This is a genomic window from Xanthomonas rydalmerensis, from assembly GCF_033170385.1.
Classification (GTDB): Bacteria; Pseudomonadota; Gammaproteobacteria; order Xanthomonadales; family Xanthomonadaceae; genus Xanthomonas_A; species Xanthomonas_A rydalmerensis.
This window is the reverse complement of record NZ_CP126170.1, coordinates 298,106-315,563: the sequence shown is the minus strand read 5'-3', so window position 1 is coordinate 315,563 and position 17,458 is coordinate 298,106. Positions and strand designations below refer to the sequence as shown.

Below are 17,458 nucleotides of genomic sequence, written 5' to 3'. Positions count from 1 at the left end.
CACTTACGGAGCCGCCTCCATGCAGGACAGCCACCCATACCGCGCCCTTGCCACCGCCGCCGTCACATCGAACCGCAATGCGCCGGAGCAGGCCGAGGCGGTACGCGCGGCCCTGGCCGGGGTGCTGGCGAGCCCACCGTTCGCCCGCTCGCCCTGCATGCGCCGGCTGCTGCGCTACCTGGTGGAGGCCAGCCTCGACGGCCAGGACGCACGGCCGAGCGAGTACCGGATCGGCCTGGAAGCGCTGGGCAAGAACCCGCGCACCTACAGCCCCCAGGAGGATCCCAGCGTGCGGGTACAGGTCGGGCGGCTGCGCGAGCGACTGGGCCGCTACTACGCCGACGCTGGCGCTGCCGATCCGCTGCGCTTCGAGATCCCAAACGGCAGCTACACCGCGCTGATCCACCGTTCCCAGACCCAGCGCACGGCCGCCGGCGCGGCGCACCGCACGCTGCTGGTGTCCGCCTTGCAGGCGCTGGCCGAGGGGCGGGGTGCGGTGCGCTTCGCGCTGGGCTTGCGCGAGGAGCTGATGCATCGGCTGCATCGTGAGCTGGGCGGACTGGCGATCGTCTCGCCCTGCGTGGCGAGCGGCGCCGCCCTGCCCTCCGCATGCACCTCGGCTGCGGCATCGGCCTATCGGCTGGAAGGCAGCGTGCGGCAGGTGCAAGGCATCGCCCGGGCGACCCTGCGCCTGGTCGATCCGCACAGCGAATGCGTCCTGTGGTGCGAGCGCTTCGATCAGCCGGACGAGGGTGTGCTGCAGACCCAGGAAGCGCTGTCCACGGCAATCTGCGCCCGCCTGCGCCACGACGTGTTCGCGCCGCCGCACGGCGCTCAGCGATAGCGGATGATGTAGTTGAGATAGAGATTGACCGGACGGGTCTCCTTGTCTGCGCGCGGTGCGCCATCGCCGGCCTGATCGGCGAGCTGGCTGGTCGTCGCCTGGACGGTGTCCACCGGGCCGAATACCGGCACCTCGCCCGGCTCCACCTCGATGCTGGTGCTGGACGCGCTGTAGTCGTGCTCGTGCCCCTGGTAGGCGTCCGCCTGCACCGAGCCGACCTGGTTGCCGGTGTTGCCGCCCGAGGCGGCGGGCTGGCGTTTGTCCAGCGACGGATCGCGCCCGCTGCCGCCGTCCACCCCGCGCACGAAGCGGCCGCGCAGGTCCGGCAGGTTGAAATGCCCATTGCCATCGCTGCCAAAGGCCGTGCCGATCACTGCATAGAGCAGCGCGTAGTCCTTGCAACTGAGCGCATCGCCGTTGCAGAACAGCCAGCCGTCCGCGGCCAGCCGCGTCCGCACCTCGGCCCGGGCCGCGCTGGACAGCGCATCGGTGTCGGCAAGCGGACCGGCATAGGGCAGCACCACGCCGATCGGCACCTGTCCCCGGGGCAGCGGCAGGCCGGGGAAATAGAACCCGTTATTGATCATCGGCGGACTCCTGGCGCATGTGCATGGGCAGGCCTGCGCCGTCCTGCAGATACAGCAAGGTGGTGGGAACGCGCAGGGTCCAGCGCGGCGCCGGCTCCGGCGGGAACTCGGCCGCGCCGTACAAGGTCTCGAGCACCCCCTCGCTGCTGGCGACCACCGGCGTGTCGGCAGGTCCGCCGGCCCATGGCGCCGGGCATTGCAGCAACCACAGTAGCCAGGCTTCCCAGCCCACCGCGACCGGCATCAGCACCCGCGCACTGCGCGCCTGCAGGAAGCCCTGCAGGCTCTCCTGCTGGGACGCGCGCTGCGCCTGTCCCGGCGCCGGCACCGGCCAGGGGTGAACGCTGTCCAGCGGCCACGCCTGGTACTGCCAGGTCATATGCGCGGCATCCAGCACGGCCTCCAACTCACGCGGCCCCAGTGCCTCGGCGGGCAGCGCCGGCAGCAGCGCGGCGATGCACGCCTGCTGCAGCACCTGGCGCTGCAGGGCGAGCGGCTGCACCGCTGCCGTGTCGATGCATGCGCGCAGCGCGGCGTCGTAGCCGCTCCACGCCTCGGCGCAGGCGCGCTGCAGTCGGGCGAACTGGCGCAACTGCCAGGCCTGGAACAGCGGCGACGCCGCCGCGCCACCGATCAACGCGCAGTCGAGGCTGACGCACACAGCAAAGGCCGGTGCCGAGGTCATCACCGTCACCGGCACCGCCCCGGCCAGCGTCAGCCCGCTCAGTTGCTGGGTCTTCTGATACGGCTGGATCACCACCGGCGGCGCGATCTGCGCCGGGCCCGCGGCGGTCGCGGTCGCGTAGGCGGGCAATGGCGCACTCAACGCCGGCAATGCCGTGGGCGAGGTGGCGCTGGCGTCATGGCCGCCGATCGAACAGGCCATCACGTAGCGGCTGTCGGCCACGGCCAGCGTCACCTGCGCCGTTTGCGCCTGATAACCCTCCGGCACCCGCAGCACCCCCAGATCGGCCAGCGCGACCCGATCCAGGGTCGCGCTGACCGTGCATTGCGGCGACGGCGGCGGCTCCAGGTCGAACACGCCGTAGGTCGCGCCCAAGGCCAGGTAGTTGTCCGCGGTGACCACGCTGCATGGGGGCTGCCCGCTCGCCGGCAGCGGCAAGGTCGGCGGCGGCTGCAGCGGCGGCGTGGCGGCCAGGCGCAATTGCGCCAGCCACGGCTGCGCCGGCTGCGCCAGCTCGAATTCCAGCACCAGGCGACTGCCCAGCGGGTCCAGCCGCACCTGCACCACCCGGTCGATCCAGCGGTACACACCGACCAGACGGCCATGGCCGCTATTGTCGATGGACTGTGCGCGGCGCTGCTCGCGCAGCGCATGCCATTCCTGGCCGCGACGCTGGCTGACCCTATCGTTCATGCGCCGCGCGGCGCGTTCGGTGATGCGTTGCGCCAGCGACGCGCTGTCGCGGCTGCGCCAGCCGGATTTGGCCGCGGCGCCGGCCCAGGTGCCGCTGAGCTGCATGTTGAGGTTCTCGTAGCTGGGCTGCACGCCGCTCAGGTTGCGTCCCAGGCCATCGGCCGCCATCACTTCGGCGATGCTGTCGGCCAGTTCGCTGCTGGCCGAACGCAACTGGCGCTGCTCCTGCGCATGCGTCTCCACCGTGCTGGCGCGGGTGCGTTCGACATGACGCTCGACGCTGCGCTCGGACACCTCCTGGCGTTCGCGCGGCATCACGTTGACCACGTCGGCCAGCTCGCCCGGCGCATACCCGGCAAGACGATGCCGCGCCATCTTCAATTCACCCACGCCCAGCACCTCCCAGCGCGCCCGCCCATCGGCGGTGGCACCGCGCAACGCAGGCTGCGGCGGTTGCGTGGCGACGGCGTCGGGCACCACCACCCGGGCATGCAGCACCTTCTGGCGGACCGAGGCGTGCTGCGGCGACGGCGCGGGACGCGCAGGCGGGAACGGCGTCGGCGCGGTGTTGGTGTTGGTGTTGGTGTTGGCAGGATCGGGGCCAGGGGCGGCGGCGGCGCCCGCCTCGGCATCGGCCGCGGTGGGCGTTGCGGTCGCGGCCGTCGCCGGCAGCAGGGCCAGCAAGCGGCCCACCCGCAAGGCCGCGATCAGGTGTGCGGCCAACACCGCATCGGGCGCCGTCCCCACCAATGCCAAGGCGAACACGCTTTGCCACAGCTGCGGCTCGGCCGCCTGCCACTCGGCCCCGGCCAGATAGTCGGCGGGCGTGGTTCCCGCCGGCAAACCGAGTGCGGCGCAGACGTAAGCGCGCATCTCCGACACCGGCCACTCGCCGCCAATCCCGCACAGGTGCGTCGCCAGCGCCGGCATCGCCGCCACGGTCGCGCCGAGCGCCTCCAAGGCAGGAACGAACGCCGTCCCGGTGCGGAACTGCCGCGCCGCCGCGATCTTCGCCGCGGCATCGGCGGCGGCCTGCAGGGCGGCGTACAACGGCATCGCGGTGGCTGCGTTCTTCAGCAACGCATCGGGACAGCGCAGGAAGCGCAACGCGGCGTCGGCGGCCTGCGACGGGCTCGGCGGCTGCATCCACACGAACGGAAACAGATCCTCCGCGCGCGCCTGCGCCTGGATGAAGGACGCATCGTCCGCGCTGTCGCCCGCATCCCCGTCCGGCTGGTCCGGCGTCGCCGTGCGCCATTCACCGACGCGTTGCTCGAGATAGCGACTCTCGTCCAGCGGCAGGTTGCACATCAGCGCGACCGCATCGTGCTCGCGCACCAGACGCAGCGTTACGTCGATGAAGGTCTCCGGCTGCCTGCCTGACGCATGCGTCAGCATCAGCAGCGCCTTGTGCGCACCCTCCGCCAGGCTCAGCGCGAAGGCGACGGCCTCGCCGCCGCGCAGATCGCGCACCTCGCCTTCGACGCCACGCCCTTCCTCGCGCCAGGACCACGTCACCTGCACCTGGAATCCGGCGCGCGCCGCGTGCTGCCACAGGTGGCGATGCGGCGCGTCCGTAGGCACTGCGGAGGGCGCGGAGACGAGGGTGTCGGCAGACAGGGACATGAGCGATCCACGTGGGAGAAGTCAAACGGGCACGCCGCAGCGGCGACGGCGATGGCGCCGCTGCGGGGCGAGACGATCAGCCGACAAACGATTCCTCGTCGGGGCGCGACCGGGCGAACACCCGCTGCGCGCGTCGGGCTTCCGGCCACAGCGCGTCGAAGAAGGCCGATTCCCGGTAGGCGCCGCCTTGCACCGCGGGGACAGCGCTGATGAACGGGAACACCATCGCGTGGCCGCCGGCGGTGGGCAGGGCCACCAACGCCTCGACATTCACGCCGCGGCAGCGCAACAGCGCCAGCTCGACGCTGCCGGCTGTCTCCGGCGCCGGATACGCGGCCATCCGCGCGAGTGCACTGGCCAGTCGGCTCGACCAGGCGCCATGGCTCAGCGACTTGACCCACAGCGCCGCCGGATTGCTGCGGCCGATGCCGACATCGGCCACTGCCGCGATCGCGTCCGCGGCCTTGGGGTTGCGCAGCAGATAGCGCAGCCCGGTACGCGTCGCGCTGTCCAGACCGCGGCCGTCGGCCAGGTCCTGCAGTGCGAGTTCCAGGATCGCGTGCGGTGTCTCGATACCGATCTGCTCGGCACTCACGCCTTGCAGGCCTGGCGGCGCGACCGCCGCCGCCAGCGCGTCGGCGACCAGCGCCACGACCTGCGCCGTTGCATCCGGCAGGTTCGGATTGGGAACGATCTTCATGAGGGGAACTCCGAATTCAAGCGCGGGTGGTGACGGTCCAGTTCCAGCTGCCGCCGATGGGGAAGTCGTCCAGGGCGACCAGCGCGGTGGCCGCACCAGACGGATCCTGCACGGTGACGTACGGCCTGCTCTGCAACGTGCTGTAACCGGTGATCACCAGCGCATGACCGCCGCCTCGGGCCCAGAGCACGGTGACCGCAATCGGCCGCAGCGCATCGATCTCTGCGCGGACTTCAGCAAACGACAACCGGCCGGCGCTGGAGGCACGGCGATGACCCACGTGCTGCAATGCCTGGCTCTGCAACTGCGGCTGATTGCACGCGGCACTGCCGCCGTCGGCGCAGCAGGTGTCGGCACCGGTTGCCCAGCAGGCCAGCCAGCATTGGCTGAACTCGGGATTGGGCGGCGGCGCATAGAAGGTCGCCACCGACGACGCGACCGCGGCCCAACACCATTGCGTCTGCACCTGCGCCTGTTGCACATACCCGGCGATGTCGGCACGCAGGCGCGGCGGCGCGACGGTGGGCGCGGCATCGGCATGCGCTGGCGCGAATCCGATTGCCGGCTCGCCCGGCGCAGCGGTCGACAGCACCTGCGGCAGCGCCGGCAGGAGCGCGTTCTCCCCGGTTGCGGGCACGCCATCGATGGGAGCGAACGACTCGCCGGCCAGCGCAGACGGCGCTGGCGGACCGATCACGCAGTGATGGCCGTCGTCCACGGAGATCAGCGAACCGGCCTGCGGCACCTGACATTGGCCGTTGGAGAGCAGCTTCCCGTTGCGTTTGTTCTCGTTGACGTAGTAGTCGACCGTCCATGGCGGGATGTCATGGCCGCAGTCGTACTCCATCGTCCCGTCGCAGGCCAGCGAGAATCTGATCGGGCTCGCCCCCGGCGTGCTGTCCTTGAGCGCGTACGTCAGCACTTGGTCCGCGGGAACCGCGCTGGTGAAGCTGAGCATCTGTTTGTCCATGGTGTCGCTCCGACGGCAAGGAAGGAATGGATCAAGGTCCGGCCGGCGACCACTGCAAGCGCGGCTCGCCGCTGTCGTGGGACGGTTCGATGGTGGCGGCGCTACTGCGCCACGGCAGCAAAGGCAGCCCTGCGGTCGTCAACCCATCGACCGTCACCGTCAGCTGAACGTGGCCCAGGCGCAGCAGGTGCGTCGCTTGCGGCGGCACGTTCATCACGCACTCGAACGGCGTACACAGGAACCGGCAGTGGAAGCGCACCTCCGCGCCGGTCAGGTTCAGCAGTCCGAGCGCTTGGGCGTCCGGGTGCGCTTCCTGCGCGACGGCGAAGCCGCTGCCGCCCGCGCCGCACTGCACCTTGGCGACCAGCCGCGGCAGTTCGACACCGCTGCGCCCGAAGCCGCCGTCGATGCGCGTGGACAGCCTGCTCGCCACCTGCGTCTGTGGATCCAGATGGCAGGTCGCGATCTCGATGTCGGCGTAGGCCAGGTCCGGCACGTCCAGCGACACACCGGGCTGCAGGCGCGTGTCCCATAGTGCGTGGCGGCCGCAATGGAAGCGCAGGCGCGCATCCACGCGCATGCGATTGCGCACGATCAGCGATGGGCCGCATTCGAGTGCCATGATCGTTCCTCAGAAGGAAGTCCGGCCCGTGCATGCGGGCCGGACACGTGCTCAACCGAGGTCGAGCGTGGCGTAGCCGCGTTCCAGATCGCTGCTGTCGGTACTGGCGGTGATGGTGGACTCCGGGTTGCTGGTGGTCAGCGTGTCGGTGGTGACGCCGTTGACCACGGCGTAGACGTAGTACGTGTCGCTGATGTCCAACGACTGGACTTCGAACGAGTCGTTCACCACCACGCTCTGCAGCGGCCGCTTGTTCTTGGTGATGGTGAAGGTGACCGGACTCAGGCAGGTCTTCTGGAACTGCAACTGGCTCGGGTTGAGACTGGGAACCTCCACCACGTTGAACTCGTACGTGCCCTGCGCCCTGACCTGCAGCACCTGCGCCAGGAAACCGGTGGGTCCGGACACCTGCAGCGGCGCGGAGATGTAGGTGTTGCCGTCGATGACCGCCGTCGCGGTCACTTCGTAGGCATTGTCGGTCGGCACCAGCATCGAGGAATTGGGTTCGATGCCCGGGATGCGTGCGACGACCTGCTGGCCCTTGGTGACCACGAACTGGGCCACGTACTTGGTGTTGTTGCGCAAGGTCATGTTTTTCATGTGTGCTCCTGAGAGGATTGGACCGAAGGCGATCTGGCGGACTTGGGGTCGGCGCTGGCTGCGCTTCGCAATCCCGGCGTGGCGAGAACCGACGATGCAGACGTTAGGCGCAATGGCGGCGCGATCGAAGTATCGTTACGGTATCGGGCGACGGCGGATACGCGGCCTTGTCCGTATCAACATCGCTTCGACACGCAGGCGGAGGCCCTGGCGATGCCCATGACCACGGCCAGCTTCCGCAGGGCGCCACGGCTCCTGGCTCAGGAACGCGATGTCTCACCGGCACGTGCCGGCGCGGAATGTGAGAAGTTCACGCGGATCGAGCGCATCGCCATCGCTCAGCTGCTCGCTGCGCAAGCGCCGCGGTTGCGATGCTTTGGCGCCGAATGGCGACGGCCGGCCGAACCGTCGCGAGACACTCAGGCCCGCGAAGGCGGCCCCGCCGCCCAGACGTCGCACGCCGGATCGAACTCGGTCGTCGCTGCGTGCTCGGACCGCCAACCGAAGCCGCAGATCGCCATGACGCTCTGGCGCATCGGATCCAGGCCCAGTGCCTTGCCGAGATCGACGTCGTTGATGGCAGAGGTGACGAACGCGCCCAACCCCAGATCGGTCGCCGAAAAGTACAACGCCTGCGAAATGTGGCCGACGTCCAGGGTCAGTGCGCGATAAGCCTTGGCGTGCTGGCGATACTTCCAGAACGTCCGGTTGAATCGCGGCGCCAGCAGCACCAGCACGTGGGCATCGGCGAACCAGTGCTGTCCGGCCAGCGCCAGACGCGCGAATGCGTCGATGTCCGGCCCCGGGCACGACAACGGTGACAACGCATGCTCCACCGGGTGGTAGTGGTACAGCCCCGGCTCGATCCCTTCCACCCGGCGCACCAGCAGATAGGCTTCGGTGGGATGCAACCCGCCAGCGGACGGCACGTTCTTCTTCAGGAATACAGTATCGTCCTGGACACGCAGCGTCGCCCGCGCCATCAGCACGCGCTGCAACATGCGCAGGAACAGCGCATGCGGCAGCGTGCGGGCAGCGTCGTAGTTGCGGCAGGTGACGCGACGCGCAAGCATGGCCTCGAACGCGCCGTCGTCCAGCCGCGGCAGCGGAATCCTGGCGAGACCGGAATCGACCTCCTGCACTTCGGGCGGTGGCGCCCCCAGCTTGCGGCGCAGGTCGGGGGCGGACACCATGCCGTTGCGCTCCATCGCGGTCACCCCATCGATGCCCTGCCAACGGCTCGCCCAGTGCGCGACGGCGGCAGCCGGCCACCAATGCGCGGACCGCAATGCCTCGTCGCGTTCGCGAAACGCCGCAGAACGTGCGTCGTCGCCGATCAGCAGGCCGCGCTCAAGCGCCCGCTCGATCGCATCGTCCGCATGGTCGACCAGTTGTGCGCGCTCGACCCATTCCGTAGGACTGACCTGGCCGAGCAACGGAAGCTCGGCCACGTCCAGTTCGAGCTCGCCGTCCAAGTGCGGCGCCAGGGCGACCCAGGCCCGCCGGCGACGCAGGCCCGCACCGCCCCGCAGCAGGCTAGCCAGGTCGAACGCCACGCTTTCCCTCGCCTCGACGAACAGCACGGCGCAGCGCCTCAGGCGCATGAATCCCTCGTTTCCGCGGTGCGGGAGCGCTGCATCGATTTGCCACGTTGGAGAGATGCCGGACTGCTAGGATACCGTCGCGGCCCCGGTCGCTCCTGCGAGCACCCGTGGCAACCGCACCTCCACCATGCGTGCATCGCATGTCCACCGCTATCGCAACAGGGGACCACATCATGACCGATCAGCCGCAGGGGCATCCGCCCTTCGATCTCGCCACCGCCCAGCAATTGCTCACGCTTCTGTCCACCGACGACGACTTCCGCGCGCTGTTCGCGCAGGATCCGGGCGCGGCGCTGCGTAGCCTCGGCCTTTCCGAGCAACGCGCCGCTGCCGCGCTGGAGGAGCCGACCTGCCTGTGCACGTCGGACCTGGCGAGCAAGGAAGAAATCCAGGAAGCCCTGGAATTGCTGCTGGCCTACCTCACCGCCGAGGGTACGCACACGGTCGTTCACTGTTTCGAGGCGGGTTCCGTCGTCGCCAGCCTGACCGCCAGATAGTTCGGTAGCGCTTGCCCGGCCCAGGCGCGTCGGAAGGTTTCCGCCTTCTGCCGTGCCTGGTCGGCCTCGCCAAGGCTGGCCAGGATTTCCGTGGTACTCAGCACCGCCAGGTTCGCGTCGGCGACATTCATCGATTGCAGCACCAGTCCGCCGGTCGGCTCGATGTACGCCAGGCCGCGACGCGCGACCAGCCAGTCGTTTTCGGCGATGGCCTGTTTCTTCTCGCCGGCCGCGAGCAAGGCGTCACGCAGGCTGACATGGAGCTGGTACGGCTCCCGGCCATCGATCTGTTCGCGTAACAGAGCGACCGCACGCGTGGGATTTCCGCTGTCGACGAGCTGTTGCGCCTGCAGCAAGGACAGCAGCTTGGTCATGGGCGGAAAGCCCGACTCCGCGACCAGGGACGCGAGCTGCGCAGCGTGCAGGTCGTACAGCGTTCGGTCGCCGCTGCGCTGCGCCAAGCGGATCGCCGACATCGCGACGATGATCAGGTCGTCGCGATCGCCGGCGTCACCGTGGACCGCGCGCTCCAACGCTTCGCCGGCGATTCGCGCCAACAACGCCCTGTCCACCGTGCGCGGATCGGTAACGAAGGCGACCGCCTGCTGCGCGATCTGCAGGGGATAACGGATCACTGGCTCGGCATCCGCCGACGCCGCCACGGCCGCCTGCGCGGCAGCGGCGGCATCGTGCAAACGTCCCTGGTCCAGCGGAATGGAGATCTGTTCGAAGTGGTCGGTCAGCGCCGTTCCCGACGCCGCCAGCGCCGCCATGATCCTGCCAGCCGCCGGATAGTCTTTCATCGCCGCGAACGCCGCAGCATGGCGCCGGGTCGCCGGATAGCCACCAAGTTCCTCGGCCTGCTTGAAGGCGTTCAGCGCGTCGCCATACCGGCCCTGCGCCAGGTAGATGCGGCCCTGCAGTTCCACCGCCACGTCGCGCAGCGGATTCTGCGGCACCGCGAACTTCTGCACGCTATGCGCGGCGGAAGCGTAATTGCCTTCGGTGAACTCGTCCCAGGCGAACTGCGCCGCGCCGGCATAGTAGTCCGGATACAGTTCCGACAGCATCTTCCACTTCTGCTTGGCCTGCCGCCACGGGTGCGGGCCGAGTTCGCTCGCCCATGCATCCAGGTACAGCGCATCGCGTTCGGAAAGGTGGTCGCGCAAGGCCATGGCCTTGGCCAGATACTGCAGCGCAGCGCGGTTGTTGGCGGTGGAGATCTCGACCCGCATCGACCCCATGTAGGCGAGCGCGAAATCCTTGTCGATCTCCGCCGCCTTGGCGAAGTACTGATCGGCGGTCTGATAGTCGCGCCGGGTGAAGTACTTCACCGCGATGGCGTAAGCCTTCAGGGCATCGAGGCTGCTGGTGGTGACGCTCGGCAGCGGCGGCGAATTCTTTCTGATGATCTCTTCGCCTTCGCCCAATTGCTCGCGCAGCGATGCGGTCACCGAATCGATCGAGGCCAGCACCGAGCCCGCTCCGCGGCCGTCGTGGGACTCGGCATAGACGGTCGCCTGCGTCCGCGGATCGACCACTTCCGCACTCACCCGCACCCGTCCCCCGACCTCCGAGACGGTGGCCAGCAGCACGGCGCGCGCACCGTCGCGCTGCGCGATCTCCGAAGCTATGGCGCGATCCAACGGCGTGTGCTCTGGATCGCGGCGCATCCGCATCAGCGTATCGCGCACCTTCAGATCGCTGAGCACGTTGACATAGCGCGACTGTTCCAGGCTGATACGGAAGGCCTGCTGCAGCGAGTCGTCCAGGGCGACATCGCCGGTGAGATTGCGCAGATCCCCCACCACCACCCAATCGCGCTCGGCGAAGGCGATGGCCGGCTGCGGGCGGGTGACGAACCAGGCGCCGAGCGCGAACGCGGCGATCAGCGCCGCTTCCGCCGCCAGCGCCGCCGGCCGGCGCCACAGCGGGATGTCGCGCCAGGCCTTGGGCGTGGGCTTGGGCGCGCGCAGGGGGGTGTGGCCGATCTCGCCGACTTCGTAGATCTCCTGCGCGGTGGGCATGCCCTTGAAGCGCCAGCGGCCGTGCGATTTCCACAGCAGGCGCTCGCCGCGCTCGCCCAGTTCGCGCGCGGCGCGATGGGTCAGCGACTCGGCCACCGCCGAGAGCAGGATCTGTCCGGGTCGGGCCAGGGTCATCAGCCGCGCCGCGGTCGGCTTGGCCAGGCCTTCCACTTCCAGCGGCTTGGCGCCCACCTGCACCGCGGCGTCACTGTTGCGCCAGGTCAGCACCTCGCCGACGTGCAGGCCGGCGCGCACCTTCAGCTCCAGCGCGCGCGCCGCGCCCAGGGCGTGCAGGCCGCGGCTGTAGTCCAGGGCGAAGCCGAGGCCGTCGATGGGCCGTTCGAACAGCAGCAGCAGGCCGTCGGAGCGGTCGATCAGGCGGCCACGCCAACGTTGCTGCAGCTCCAGCACCAGCGAGTCGTGCTGCTTGAACAGTTCGGCCGCCTTGGCGTCGCCGAGTTTTTCCACCAGCGCCACCGAGTCGCACAGGTCGGTCAGCAGCAGGGTGCGGAGCTGCGGGACCTCGGGCGGCGGTGCGGGGGCGTCGGTCATGGCGGCGGCTCGGCGGGGGCGCGGTGGCTCAGCAGTTGGCGGAGGCGAGGTCGTGCCAGTACAGGCGATTGCCGCCCTGGCGCTTGGCTTCGTACAGCGCCGCATCGGCGTTGGCGTACCAGTCGTTCCAGTCCGAATGCGGGTCGACCCGGCTGATGCCGATGCTGACCGGGCAGATGTGCGGCGCCGGGTGCGGCACGCCCAGCAGGTTCTGCACGGTGGCGAGCACGAATTCGCCGATGCGGCGCAGATCCTCGACCGTGCCGGCGGCCACCAGCAGGCAGAACTCGTCGCCGCCCAGGCGGCAGGCGATGTCGTCCGGCCCGGCCACCGAGCGCAGGATGTTGGCGACGTTCTGCAGCACGCGGTCGCCGACCAGGTGGCCGTGGGCGTCGTTGATGTGCTTGAAGCGGTCGCAGTCGATCAGCAGCAGACCCGGACCGGGCGAACGGCCGTCGCGGCGGCACTCCTGCAGGCGCAGGATCAGCCCGCGGCGGTTGTGCAGGCCGGTGAGTTCGTCGGTGCGCACCAGTTCTTCGGTCTGGGTGAGCTGGTGGGTGGTGGCGTAGAGGTTGTCCAGCGCCGCTTCCAGGTCGCGGTTGCGTCGGCGCAGCTGGCGGATCAGGGTCTGCTCGTTCATCACCACGCGCATGATGGTACGGCGCAGGAAGTAGGCGACCACGCCCGGGTCGCGGTCGACCAGGCGCTGGAAGTCGTCGTGGTCCAGCTCCACCAGGGCGCCATCGCTGGCGGCGAGCGCGTCGGCGCTGCGCATGTGGTTGCCGATCAACAGACCCAGCTCGCCGAAGAACTCGCCATGGCCCAGGTGCTTGACCACCAGGTCCTCGCCGAAATCCAGATCGATCACGCCGCTGGTGATCACGAACATGGCGCTGCCGCCGTCGCCGCGGCGGAACAGCACATCGCCGGCGCGCACCGTGCGGGCGCGACCGAACTCGGAAAACAGGCGCAATTCCGCGGCCGTCAGCACCGCCAGCTCGTTCGGCTTCGGAGCGACCGCAGCGTTGGAAATTGTGCCGCGTGCGGTGGATGCGGCGCTGTCGCAGCTCATCCGGCCCCCTCATGTGACGTCGCTGGCCCCTGGCTGGGGAGCATAGCACCTACACGTGATGCTCACGATACGTTTCACAGCCAATCTCGTCGCCAAAGAGACGCCGCGGCCAGGTGTCGCACCCGGTAGACAGCTTCCCGCCGCCGGCGCCAGCGCGCCGCAAAAAAAAAGCCCGGGCGAACCCGGGCTTCCCACCTCCTGCCAGGGAGGGGCGAGTCGTGAGCGTCTGGCTGCAGGTCAGGCCGCTTTCTCGCCGTGGAACTGCTCTTCCTCGGTCGACCCGGTCAACGCGGTGGTCGAGGACTGGCCCTGCTGGATCGCCTGGGTCACCGCGTCGAAGTAGCCGGTGCCGACCTCGCGCTGGTGCTTGACCGCGGTGAAGCCGCGGTCGGCGGCGGCGAACTCGGCCTCCTGCAGCTCGACGAAGGCGCTCATCTGCCGGCGCGCATAGCCGTGCGCCAGGTTGAACATCGAGTAATTCAGCGCATGGAAGCCGGCCAGGGTGATGAACTGGAACTTGTAGCCGTAACTGGCGATCTCGCGCTGGAACTTGGCGATGGTGGCGTCGTCCAGGTTCTTCTTCCAGTTGAAGCTGGGCGAGCAGTTGTAGGCCAGCAGCTTGCCGGGGAACTTGGCGTGGATGGCCTCGGCGAACTTGCGCGCGAACTCCAGGTCCGGCTTGCCGGTCTCGCACCAGATCAGGTCGGCGTAGGGCGCATAGGCCAGGCCGCGGCTGATCGCCTGGTCCAGGCCCTTGCTGGTGCGGAAGAAGCCTTCGACGGTGCGCTCGCCGGTGGTGAACGGACGATCGTTGGGATCGATGTCGCTGGTCACCAGGTCGGCGGCCTCGGCATCGGTGCGCGCCACCAGCAGGGTCGGCACGCCCATGACGTCGGCGGCCAGGCGCGCGGCGTTCAACTTCTCGATCGCCTCGCGGGTCGGCACCAGCACCTTGCCGCCCATGTGCCCGCACTTCTTCACCGAGGCCAGCTGGTCCTCGAAGTGCACGCCGGCCGCGCCGGCCTCGATCATCGCCTTCATCAGCTCGAAGGCGTTGAGCACGCCGCCGAAGCCGGCCTCGGCGTCGGCCACGATCGGCTGCAGGAAGTCGATCTCGTCCTTGCCTTCGGCATGGTGCAACTGGTCGGCGCGCAGCAGGGTGTTGTTGATGCGCTTGACCACCGCCGGCACCGAGTCGGCCGGGTACAGCGACTGGTCGGGATACATCTGCCCGGCCAGGTTGGCGTCGGCGGCGACCTGCCAGCCGGACAGGTAGATGGCGTTGAGCCCGGCCTTGACCTGCTGCATCGCCTGGTTGCCGGTCAGCGCGCCCAGCGCGTTGACGAAGTCCTTCTCGTGCAGGTACTTCCACAGCTTCTCGGCGCCGAGCCGGGCCAGCGAATGCTCCACGTGCACCGTGCCGCGCAGGCGCACCACGTCGGCGGCGGTGTAGTTGCGGGTGATCCCGGCCCAGCGTGGATCGGTGTCCCAGTCGCGCTGGATCTGTTCGGCGGTCTGCAGCGTGGTGCTCATCTGGCGTTCTCCTCGAAATGGATGCAGCGATGAAACGGTGGGGTGTCGCGGTCGGCTTCGGGGAGGACGGGCATCCGCCCTTGCGAATCCCCAATCCCGACTCCCCAATCCCCGCGTTCAATCAATCAACTGATAGGCCGGCAAGGTCAGAAAATCGGCAAGCTCTTCGTCGCGGGTCAGGCGGTCGAGCAAGGCGATCGCCTCGTCCACCCGCGCGCCGCCCGGCAGCAGCGCGCGCTCGCCCAGCCGCGCCGGCAACTGCCGCAGGCAGGCGTCGAACAGGGCGAAGTCGATGGCGGTGCCGTCGTCCAGGTGCAGGCCGCCCACATGCAGCCACTGCCACAGCTGGCTGCGGCTGATCTCGGCGGTGGCGGCGTCCTCCATCAGGTGGTGGATCGGCACACAGCCGTTGCCGTCCAGCCACGCCGCCAGGTAGCGCACGCACACTTCGATGTTGCCCTCGAAGCCGGCGCGAGTGATGGTGCCGGCGGACGGGGCGATCAGCGTGTCGCGGTCGGCCTGCACGTCCTCGCGGCGCACCGCGTGCTGGTTCGGCGTGCGCATGTGCTCGTCGAACACCGACCGGGCGATCGGGATCAGCGCCGGGTGCGCCACCCAGGTGCCGTCGTGGCCGGCGGTGACTTCGCGCAGCTTGTCCGCGCGCACCCGCGCCATCGCCTGCTCGTTGGCCGCCTCGTCGTGGCTGATCGGGATCTGCGCGGCCATGCCGCCCATCGCATGCGCGCCGCGGCGGTGGCAGGTGCGGATCAGCAGTTCCGAATACGCCTTCAGGAACGGCTGGGTCATGGTCACCTGGCCGCGCTCGGGCAGCACCCGGTCCGGATGCCGGCGGAAGGTCTTCAGGTAGGAAAAGATGTAGTCCCAGCGGCCGCAGTTCAGGCCGACGATGCGGCCGCGCAGCGCGTGCAGGATCTCGTCCATCTCGAACACCGCCGGCAGCGTCTCGATCAGCACGGTGACCTTGATCTGGCCCTGCGGCAGGCCGAGCATGTCCTCGACGTGGGCCAGCGCGGTCTCCCACAGCGCCGCTTCCTCCATCGACTGCAGCTTGGGCAGGTACAGGTACGGGCCGCGGTCCTTGGCCTGCAGCGCGCGGCCGTTGTGGAAGGCGAACAGCGCCGCGTCGAACAGGCCGCCGGCCAGCGGCTGGCCGTCGACCAGCACGTGCTTCTCGTCCAGGTGCCAGCCGCGCGGGCGCACGATCAGCACCGCCTGTTCCTCGTAGGGGCGCAGCGCATAGCGCTTGCCCGGGCTGCCGTCGCGCGCGGCCGGCGCGGTGAAGGTCAGGGTACCGGCCACCGCCTCGGCCAGCGCGCGCTGGCCGGCGACCAGGTTGCGCCAGGTCGGCGCGGTCGAGTCCTCGAAGTCGGCCATGTACACCTTGGCGCCGGAGTTCAGCGCGTTGATGACCATCTTCGGATCGGTCGGGCCGGTGATCTCGACCCGGCGGTCCTGCAGCGCCTCCGGCAGCGGCGCCACCTGCCAGTCGCCGTCGCGGATGGCGCGGGTGTCGTCACGGAAGTCCGGCAGGCCGCCGGCGTCGAAGAACGCCTGGCGCTCGCGCCGCGCCGCCAGTCGCGCCTGCCGCTCCGGCTCGATCGCCCGGTGCAGCGACACCAGCAGGGCCAGCAGCGGCGGTGGCAGCAAGGCGTCCTGGCCGGCCAGCGACGTGGTCAGGGCAATGCCCGGCGTGGAACGCGTGGACGGGTCGGGAGCGGCGGCGAAAGCGGGGGCGGACATGTGGGGATTCCTCGATGTTTCCGGGGCTCCACCGTGCTTCCAGCGCATGTATTTGACAAAGCAGTTTTGTCAATGCTTTATATAAGCAATACTTATATCTATCACGTCATGGCCACGGGCAGCACTGCAACCCCTCGATTTCCTTACAAATCCGACCGGTTGAAACCGCTGCGCGCGTTCTGCCAGACGGTGCGGCTGGGGGCGGTATCGCGGGCTGCGGAGGCCTTGTTCGTCAGCCAGCCGGCGGTGACCCTGCAGTTGCAGGCGCTGGAACGGGAGCTAGGCGTGGTGCTGTTCGAGCGCAGTGGTCGCCGCCTGGTGCCCAGTCGCGAGGGCCAGTTGCTGTACGAGATGGCGCAGCCGCTGGTGGAGAGCCTGGACCGGCTGGAGGCGGACTTCCGCGAGAAGGCGCGCGGGCTGGACGCCGGCGAGCTCAACGTCGCCGCCAACAGTTCCACCATCCTCTATCTGCTGCCCAAGATCGTGGAGGCCTTCCGTGCCCGCCACCCGCAGGTGCGGCTGACCCTGCACAACGCGATCAGCGCCGACGGCACCGACCTGCTGCGCGAGGACGCGGTGGACCTGGCGGTCGGCTCCATGCTCGACGTGCCAGCCGACCTCAGCTACGCCCCGGTGTACCGCTTCGAGCAATTGCTGATCGCCCCGCGCGACCACGCATTGGCCCGCAAGCCCAAGCTGACCCTGGAGGATCTGTCGCCGTACCCGCTGATCCTGCCGCCGCGGCGCCAGGTCACCTACCGCCTGGTCGACCTGGTGTTCCAACAGGCACGGGTGCCCTACACCGTGGCGTTGGAGGTCGGGGGCTGGGAGGTGATCAAGCAGTACGTGGCGATGGGCATGGGCGTGTCCATCGTCAGTTCGATCTGCCTCACCGACGCCGACCATGCGCGCTTGGCCACCCGCGCCCTGGGCGATTACTTCCCGGCGCGCAGCTACGGCGTGGTGGTGCGCAAGGGCAAGTACCTGTCGCCGCAGGCACGTGCCTTCATCGAACTGATCCAGCCGGACCTGTTCACCCCGCGCGGCTACGACGAGAGCGGGCCGTCGGAGCGGTAGCCACACCG

Annotated in this window: 14 protein-coding genes; 3 read left to right on the top strand and 11 right to left on the bottom strand. The window is 69.3% G+C overall.

What is annotated here, in order from left to right:
* The first annotated feature begins 19 nt into the window (after positions 1-19).
* Positions 20-844 carry a hypothetical protein gene (locus tag QN245_RS01330; RefSeq protein ID WP_317844350.1) on the top strand — a complete coding sequence of 275 codons (825 nt, stop codon included), beginning with the start codon at positions 20-22 and terminating at the stop codon, positions 842-844.
* On the opposite strand, the gene QN245_RS01325 is transcribed toward QN245_RS01330, so the two are convergent.
* From QN245_RS01325 to QN245_RS01295, 7 genes are all read right to left on the bottom strand, one after another.
* A complete protein-coding gene (locus QN245_RS01325) occupies positions 835-1,431 on the bottom strand; it encodes a phage tail protein (RefSeq protein ID WP_317844349.1) in 597 nt (198 codons plus the stop codon). The genes QN245_RS01330 and QN245_RS01325 overlap by 10 nt on opposite strands.
* Entirely contained in the window at positions 1,421-4,435 is a 3,015-nt protein-coding gene (locus QN245_RS01320) for a hypothetical protein (RefSeq protein WP_317844348.1), read from the bottom strand. The genes QN245_RS01325 and QN245_RS01320 overlap by 11 nt, the downstream gene beginning before the upstream one ends.
* A gap of 76 nt (positions 4,436-4,511) precedes the next feature.
* Positions 4,512-5,135 carry a hypothetical protein gene (locus QN245_RS01315; RefSeq protein WP_317844347.1) on the bottom strand — a complete coding sequence of 208 codons (624 nt, stop codon included), beginning with the start codon at positions 5,133-5,135 and terminating at the stop codon, positions 4,512-4,514.
* Positions 5,136-5,151: 16 nt separating this feature from the next.
* On the bottom strand, positions 5,152-6,093 hold the full coding sequence (locus tag QN245_RS01310) for a papain-like cysteine protease family protein (protein WP_317844346.1): 942 nt from the start codon (positions 6,091-6,093) through the stop codon (positions 5,152-5,154).
* Positions 6,094-6,136: 43 nt separating this feature from the next.
* Entirely contained in the window at positions 6,137-6,727 is a 591-nt protein-coding gene (locus QN245_RS01305; RefSeq protein ID WP_317844345.1) for a hypothetical protein, read from the bottom strand.
* Positions 6,728-6,778: 51 nt separating this feature from the next.
* A complete protein-coding gene (locus QN245_RS01300; RefSeq protein WP_317844344.1) occupies positions 6,779-7,327 on the bottom strand; it encodes a hypothetical protein in 549 nt (182 codons plus the stop codon).
* Between the two features lie 419 nt (positions 7,328-7,746).
* Complete coding sequence (locus tag QN245_RS01295; RefSeq protein ID WP_317844343.1) at positions 7,747-8,931, bottom strand: putative peptide maturation dehydrogenase; 1,185 nt, start codon at positions 8,929-8,931, stop codon at positions 7,747-7,749.
* Between the two features lie 173 nt (positions 8,932-9,104).
* Between QN245_RS01295 and QN245_RS01290 the strand changes: the two genes are divergently transcribed.
* Entirely contained in the window at positions 9,105-9,428 is a 324-nt protein-coding gene (locus tag QN245_RS01290) for an NHLP-related RiPP peptide (protein WP_255421793.1), read from the top strand.
* Here the strand turns inward: QN245_RS01290 and QN245_RS01285 are convergent.
* The 4 genes from QN245_RS01285 to aceB form a co-directional block, all read right to left on the bottom strand.
* Entirely contained in the window at positions 9,380-12,007 is a 2,628-nt protein-coding gene (locus QN245_RS01285; protein WP_317844342.1) for a putative peptide modification system cyclase, read from the bottom strand. The two genes, QN245_RS01290 and QN245_RS01285, sit on opposite strands and share 49 nt — an antisense overlap.
* A 28-nt stretch (positions 12,008-12,035) precedes the next feature.
* Positions 12,036-13,079, bottom strand: a complete 1,044-nt coding sequence (locus tag QN245_RS01280) for a GGDEF domain-containing protein (protein WP_160964592.1) — start codon at positions 13,077-13,079, stop codon at positions 12,036-12,038.
* A gap of 237 nt (positions 13,080-13,316) precedes the next feature.
* Positions 13,317-14,612, bottom strand: coding sequence for an isocitrate lyase (gene aceA / locus QN245_RS01275; RefSeq protein WP_317844341.1), 1,296 nt, complete (start codon positions 14,610-14,612; stop codon positions 13,317-13,319).
* Between the two features lie 117 nt (positions 14,613-14,729).
* A complete protein-coding gene (gene aceB / locus QN245_RS01270) occupies positions 14,730-16,373 on the bottom strand; it encodes a malate synthase A (protein WP_184648135.1) in 1,644 nt (547 codons plus the stop codon).
* Positions 16,374-16,481: 108 nt separating this feature from the next.
* On the opposite strand from aceB, the gene QN245_RS01265 reads away from it, so the two are divergent.
* A complete protein-coding gene (locus QN245_RS01265; protein WP_184449850.1) occupies positions 16,482-17,450 on the top strand; it encodes a LysR family transcriptional regulator in 969 nt (322 codons plus the stop codon).
* Positions 17,451-17,458: the final 8 nt, after the last annotated feature.

Excerpts from the sequence above, each read along its gene's own strand:
- QN245_RS01330 (WP_317844350.1), top strand. The coding sequence starts at position 20 with ATGCAGGACAGCCACCCATACCGCGCCCTTGCCACCGCCGCCGTCACA.
- QN245_RS01325 (WP_317844349.1), bottom strand. The coding sequence starts at position 1,431 with ATGATCAATAACGGGTTCTATTTCCCCGGCCTGCCGCTGCCCCGGGGA.
- QN245_RS01320 (WP_317844348.1), bottom strand. The coding sequence starts at position 4,435 with ATGTCCCTGTCTGCCGACACCCTCGTCTCCGCGCCCTCCGCAGTGCCT.
- QN245_RS01315 (WP_317844347.1), bottom strand. The coding sequence starts at position 5,135 with ATGAAGATCGTTCCCAATCCGAACCTGCCGGATGCAACGGCGCAGGTC.
- QN245_RS01310 (WP_317844346.1), bottom strand. The coding sequence starts at position 6,093 with ATGCTCAGCTTCACCAGCGCGGTTCCCGCGGACCAAGTGCTGACGTAC.
- QN245_RS01305 (WP_317844345.1), bottom strand. The coding sequence starts at position 6,727 with ATGGCACTCGAATGCGGCCCATCGCTGATCGTGCGCAATCGCATGCGC.
- QN245_RS01300 (WP_317844344.1), bottom strand. The coding sequence starts at position 7,327 with ATGAAAAACATGACCTTGCGCAACAACACCAAGTACGTGGCCCAGTTC.
- QN245_RS01295 (WP_317844343.1), bottom strand. The coding sequence starts at position 8,931 with ATGCGCCTGAGGCGCTGCGCCGTGCTGTTCGTCGAGGCGAGGGAAAGC.
- QN245_RS01290 (WP_255421793.1), top strand. The coding sequence starts at position 9,105 with ATGACCGATCAGCCGCAGGGGCATCCGCCCTTCGATCTCGCCACCGCC.
- QN245_RS01285 (WP_317844342.1), bottom strand. The coding sequence starts at position 12,007 with ATGACCGACGCCCCCGCACCGCCGCCCGAGGTCCCGCAGCTCCGCACC.
- QN245_RS01280 (WP_160964592.1), bottom strand. The coding sequence starts at position 13,079 with ATGAGCTGCGACAGCGCCGCATCCACCGCACGCGGCACAATTTCCAAC.
- aceA (WP_317844341.1), bottom strand. The coding sequence starts at position 14,612 with ATGAGCACCACGCTGCAGACCGCCGAACAGATCCAGCGCGACTGGGAC.
- aceB (WP_184648135.1), bottom strand. The coding sequence starts at position 16,373 with ATGTCCGCCCCCGCTTTCGCCGCCGCTCCCGACCCGTCCACGCGTTCC.
- QN245_RS01265 (WP_184449850.1), top strand. The coding sequence starts at position 16,482 with ATGGCCACGGGCAGCACTGCAACCCCTCGATTTCCTTACAAATCCGAC.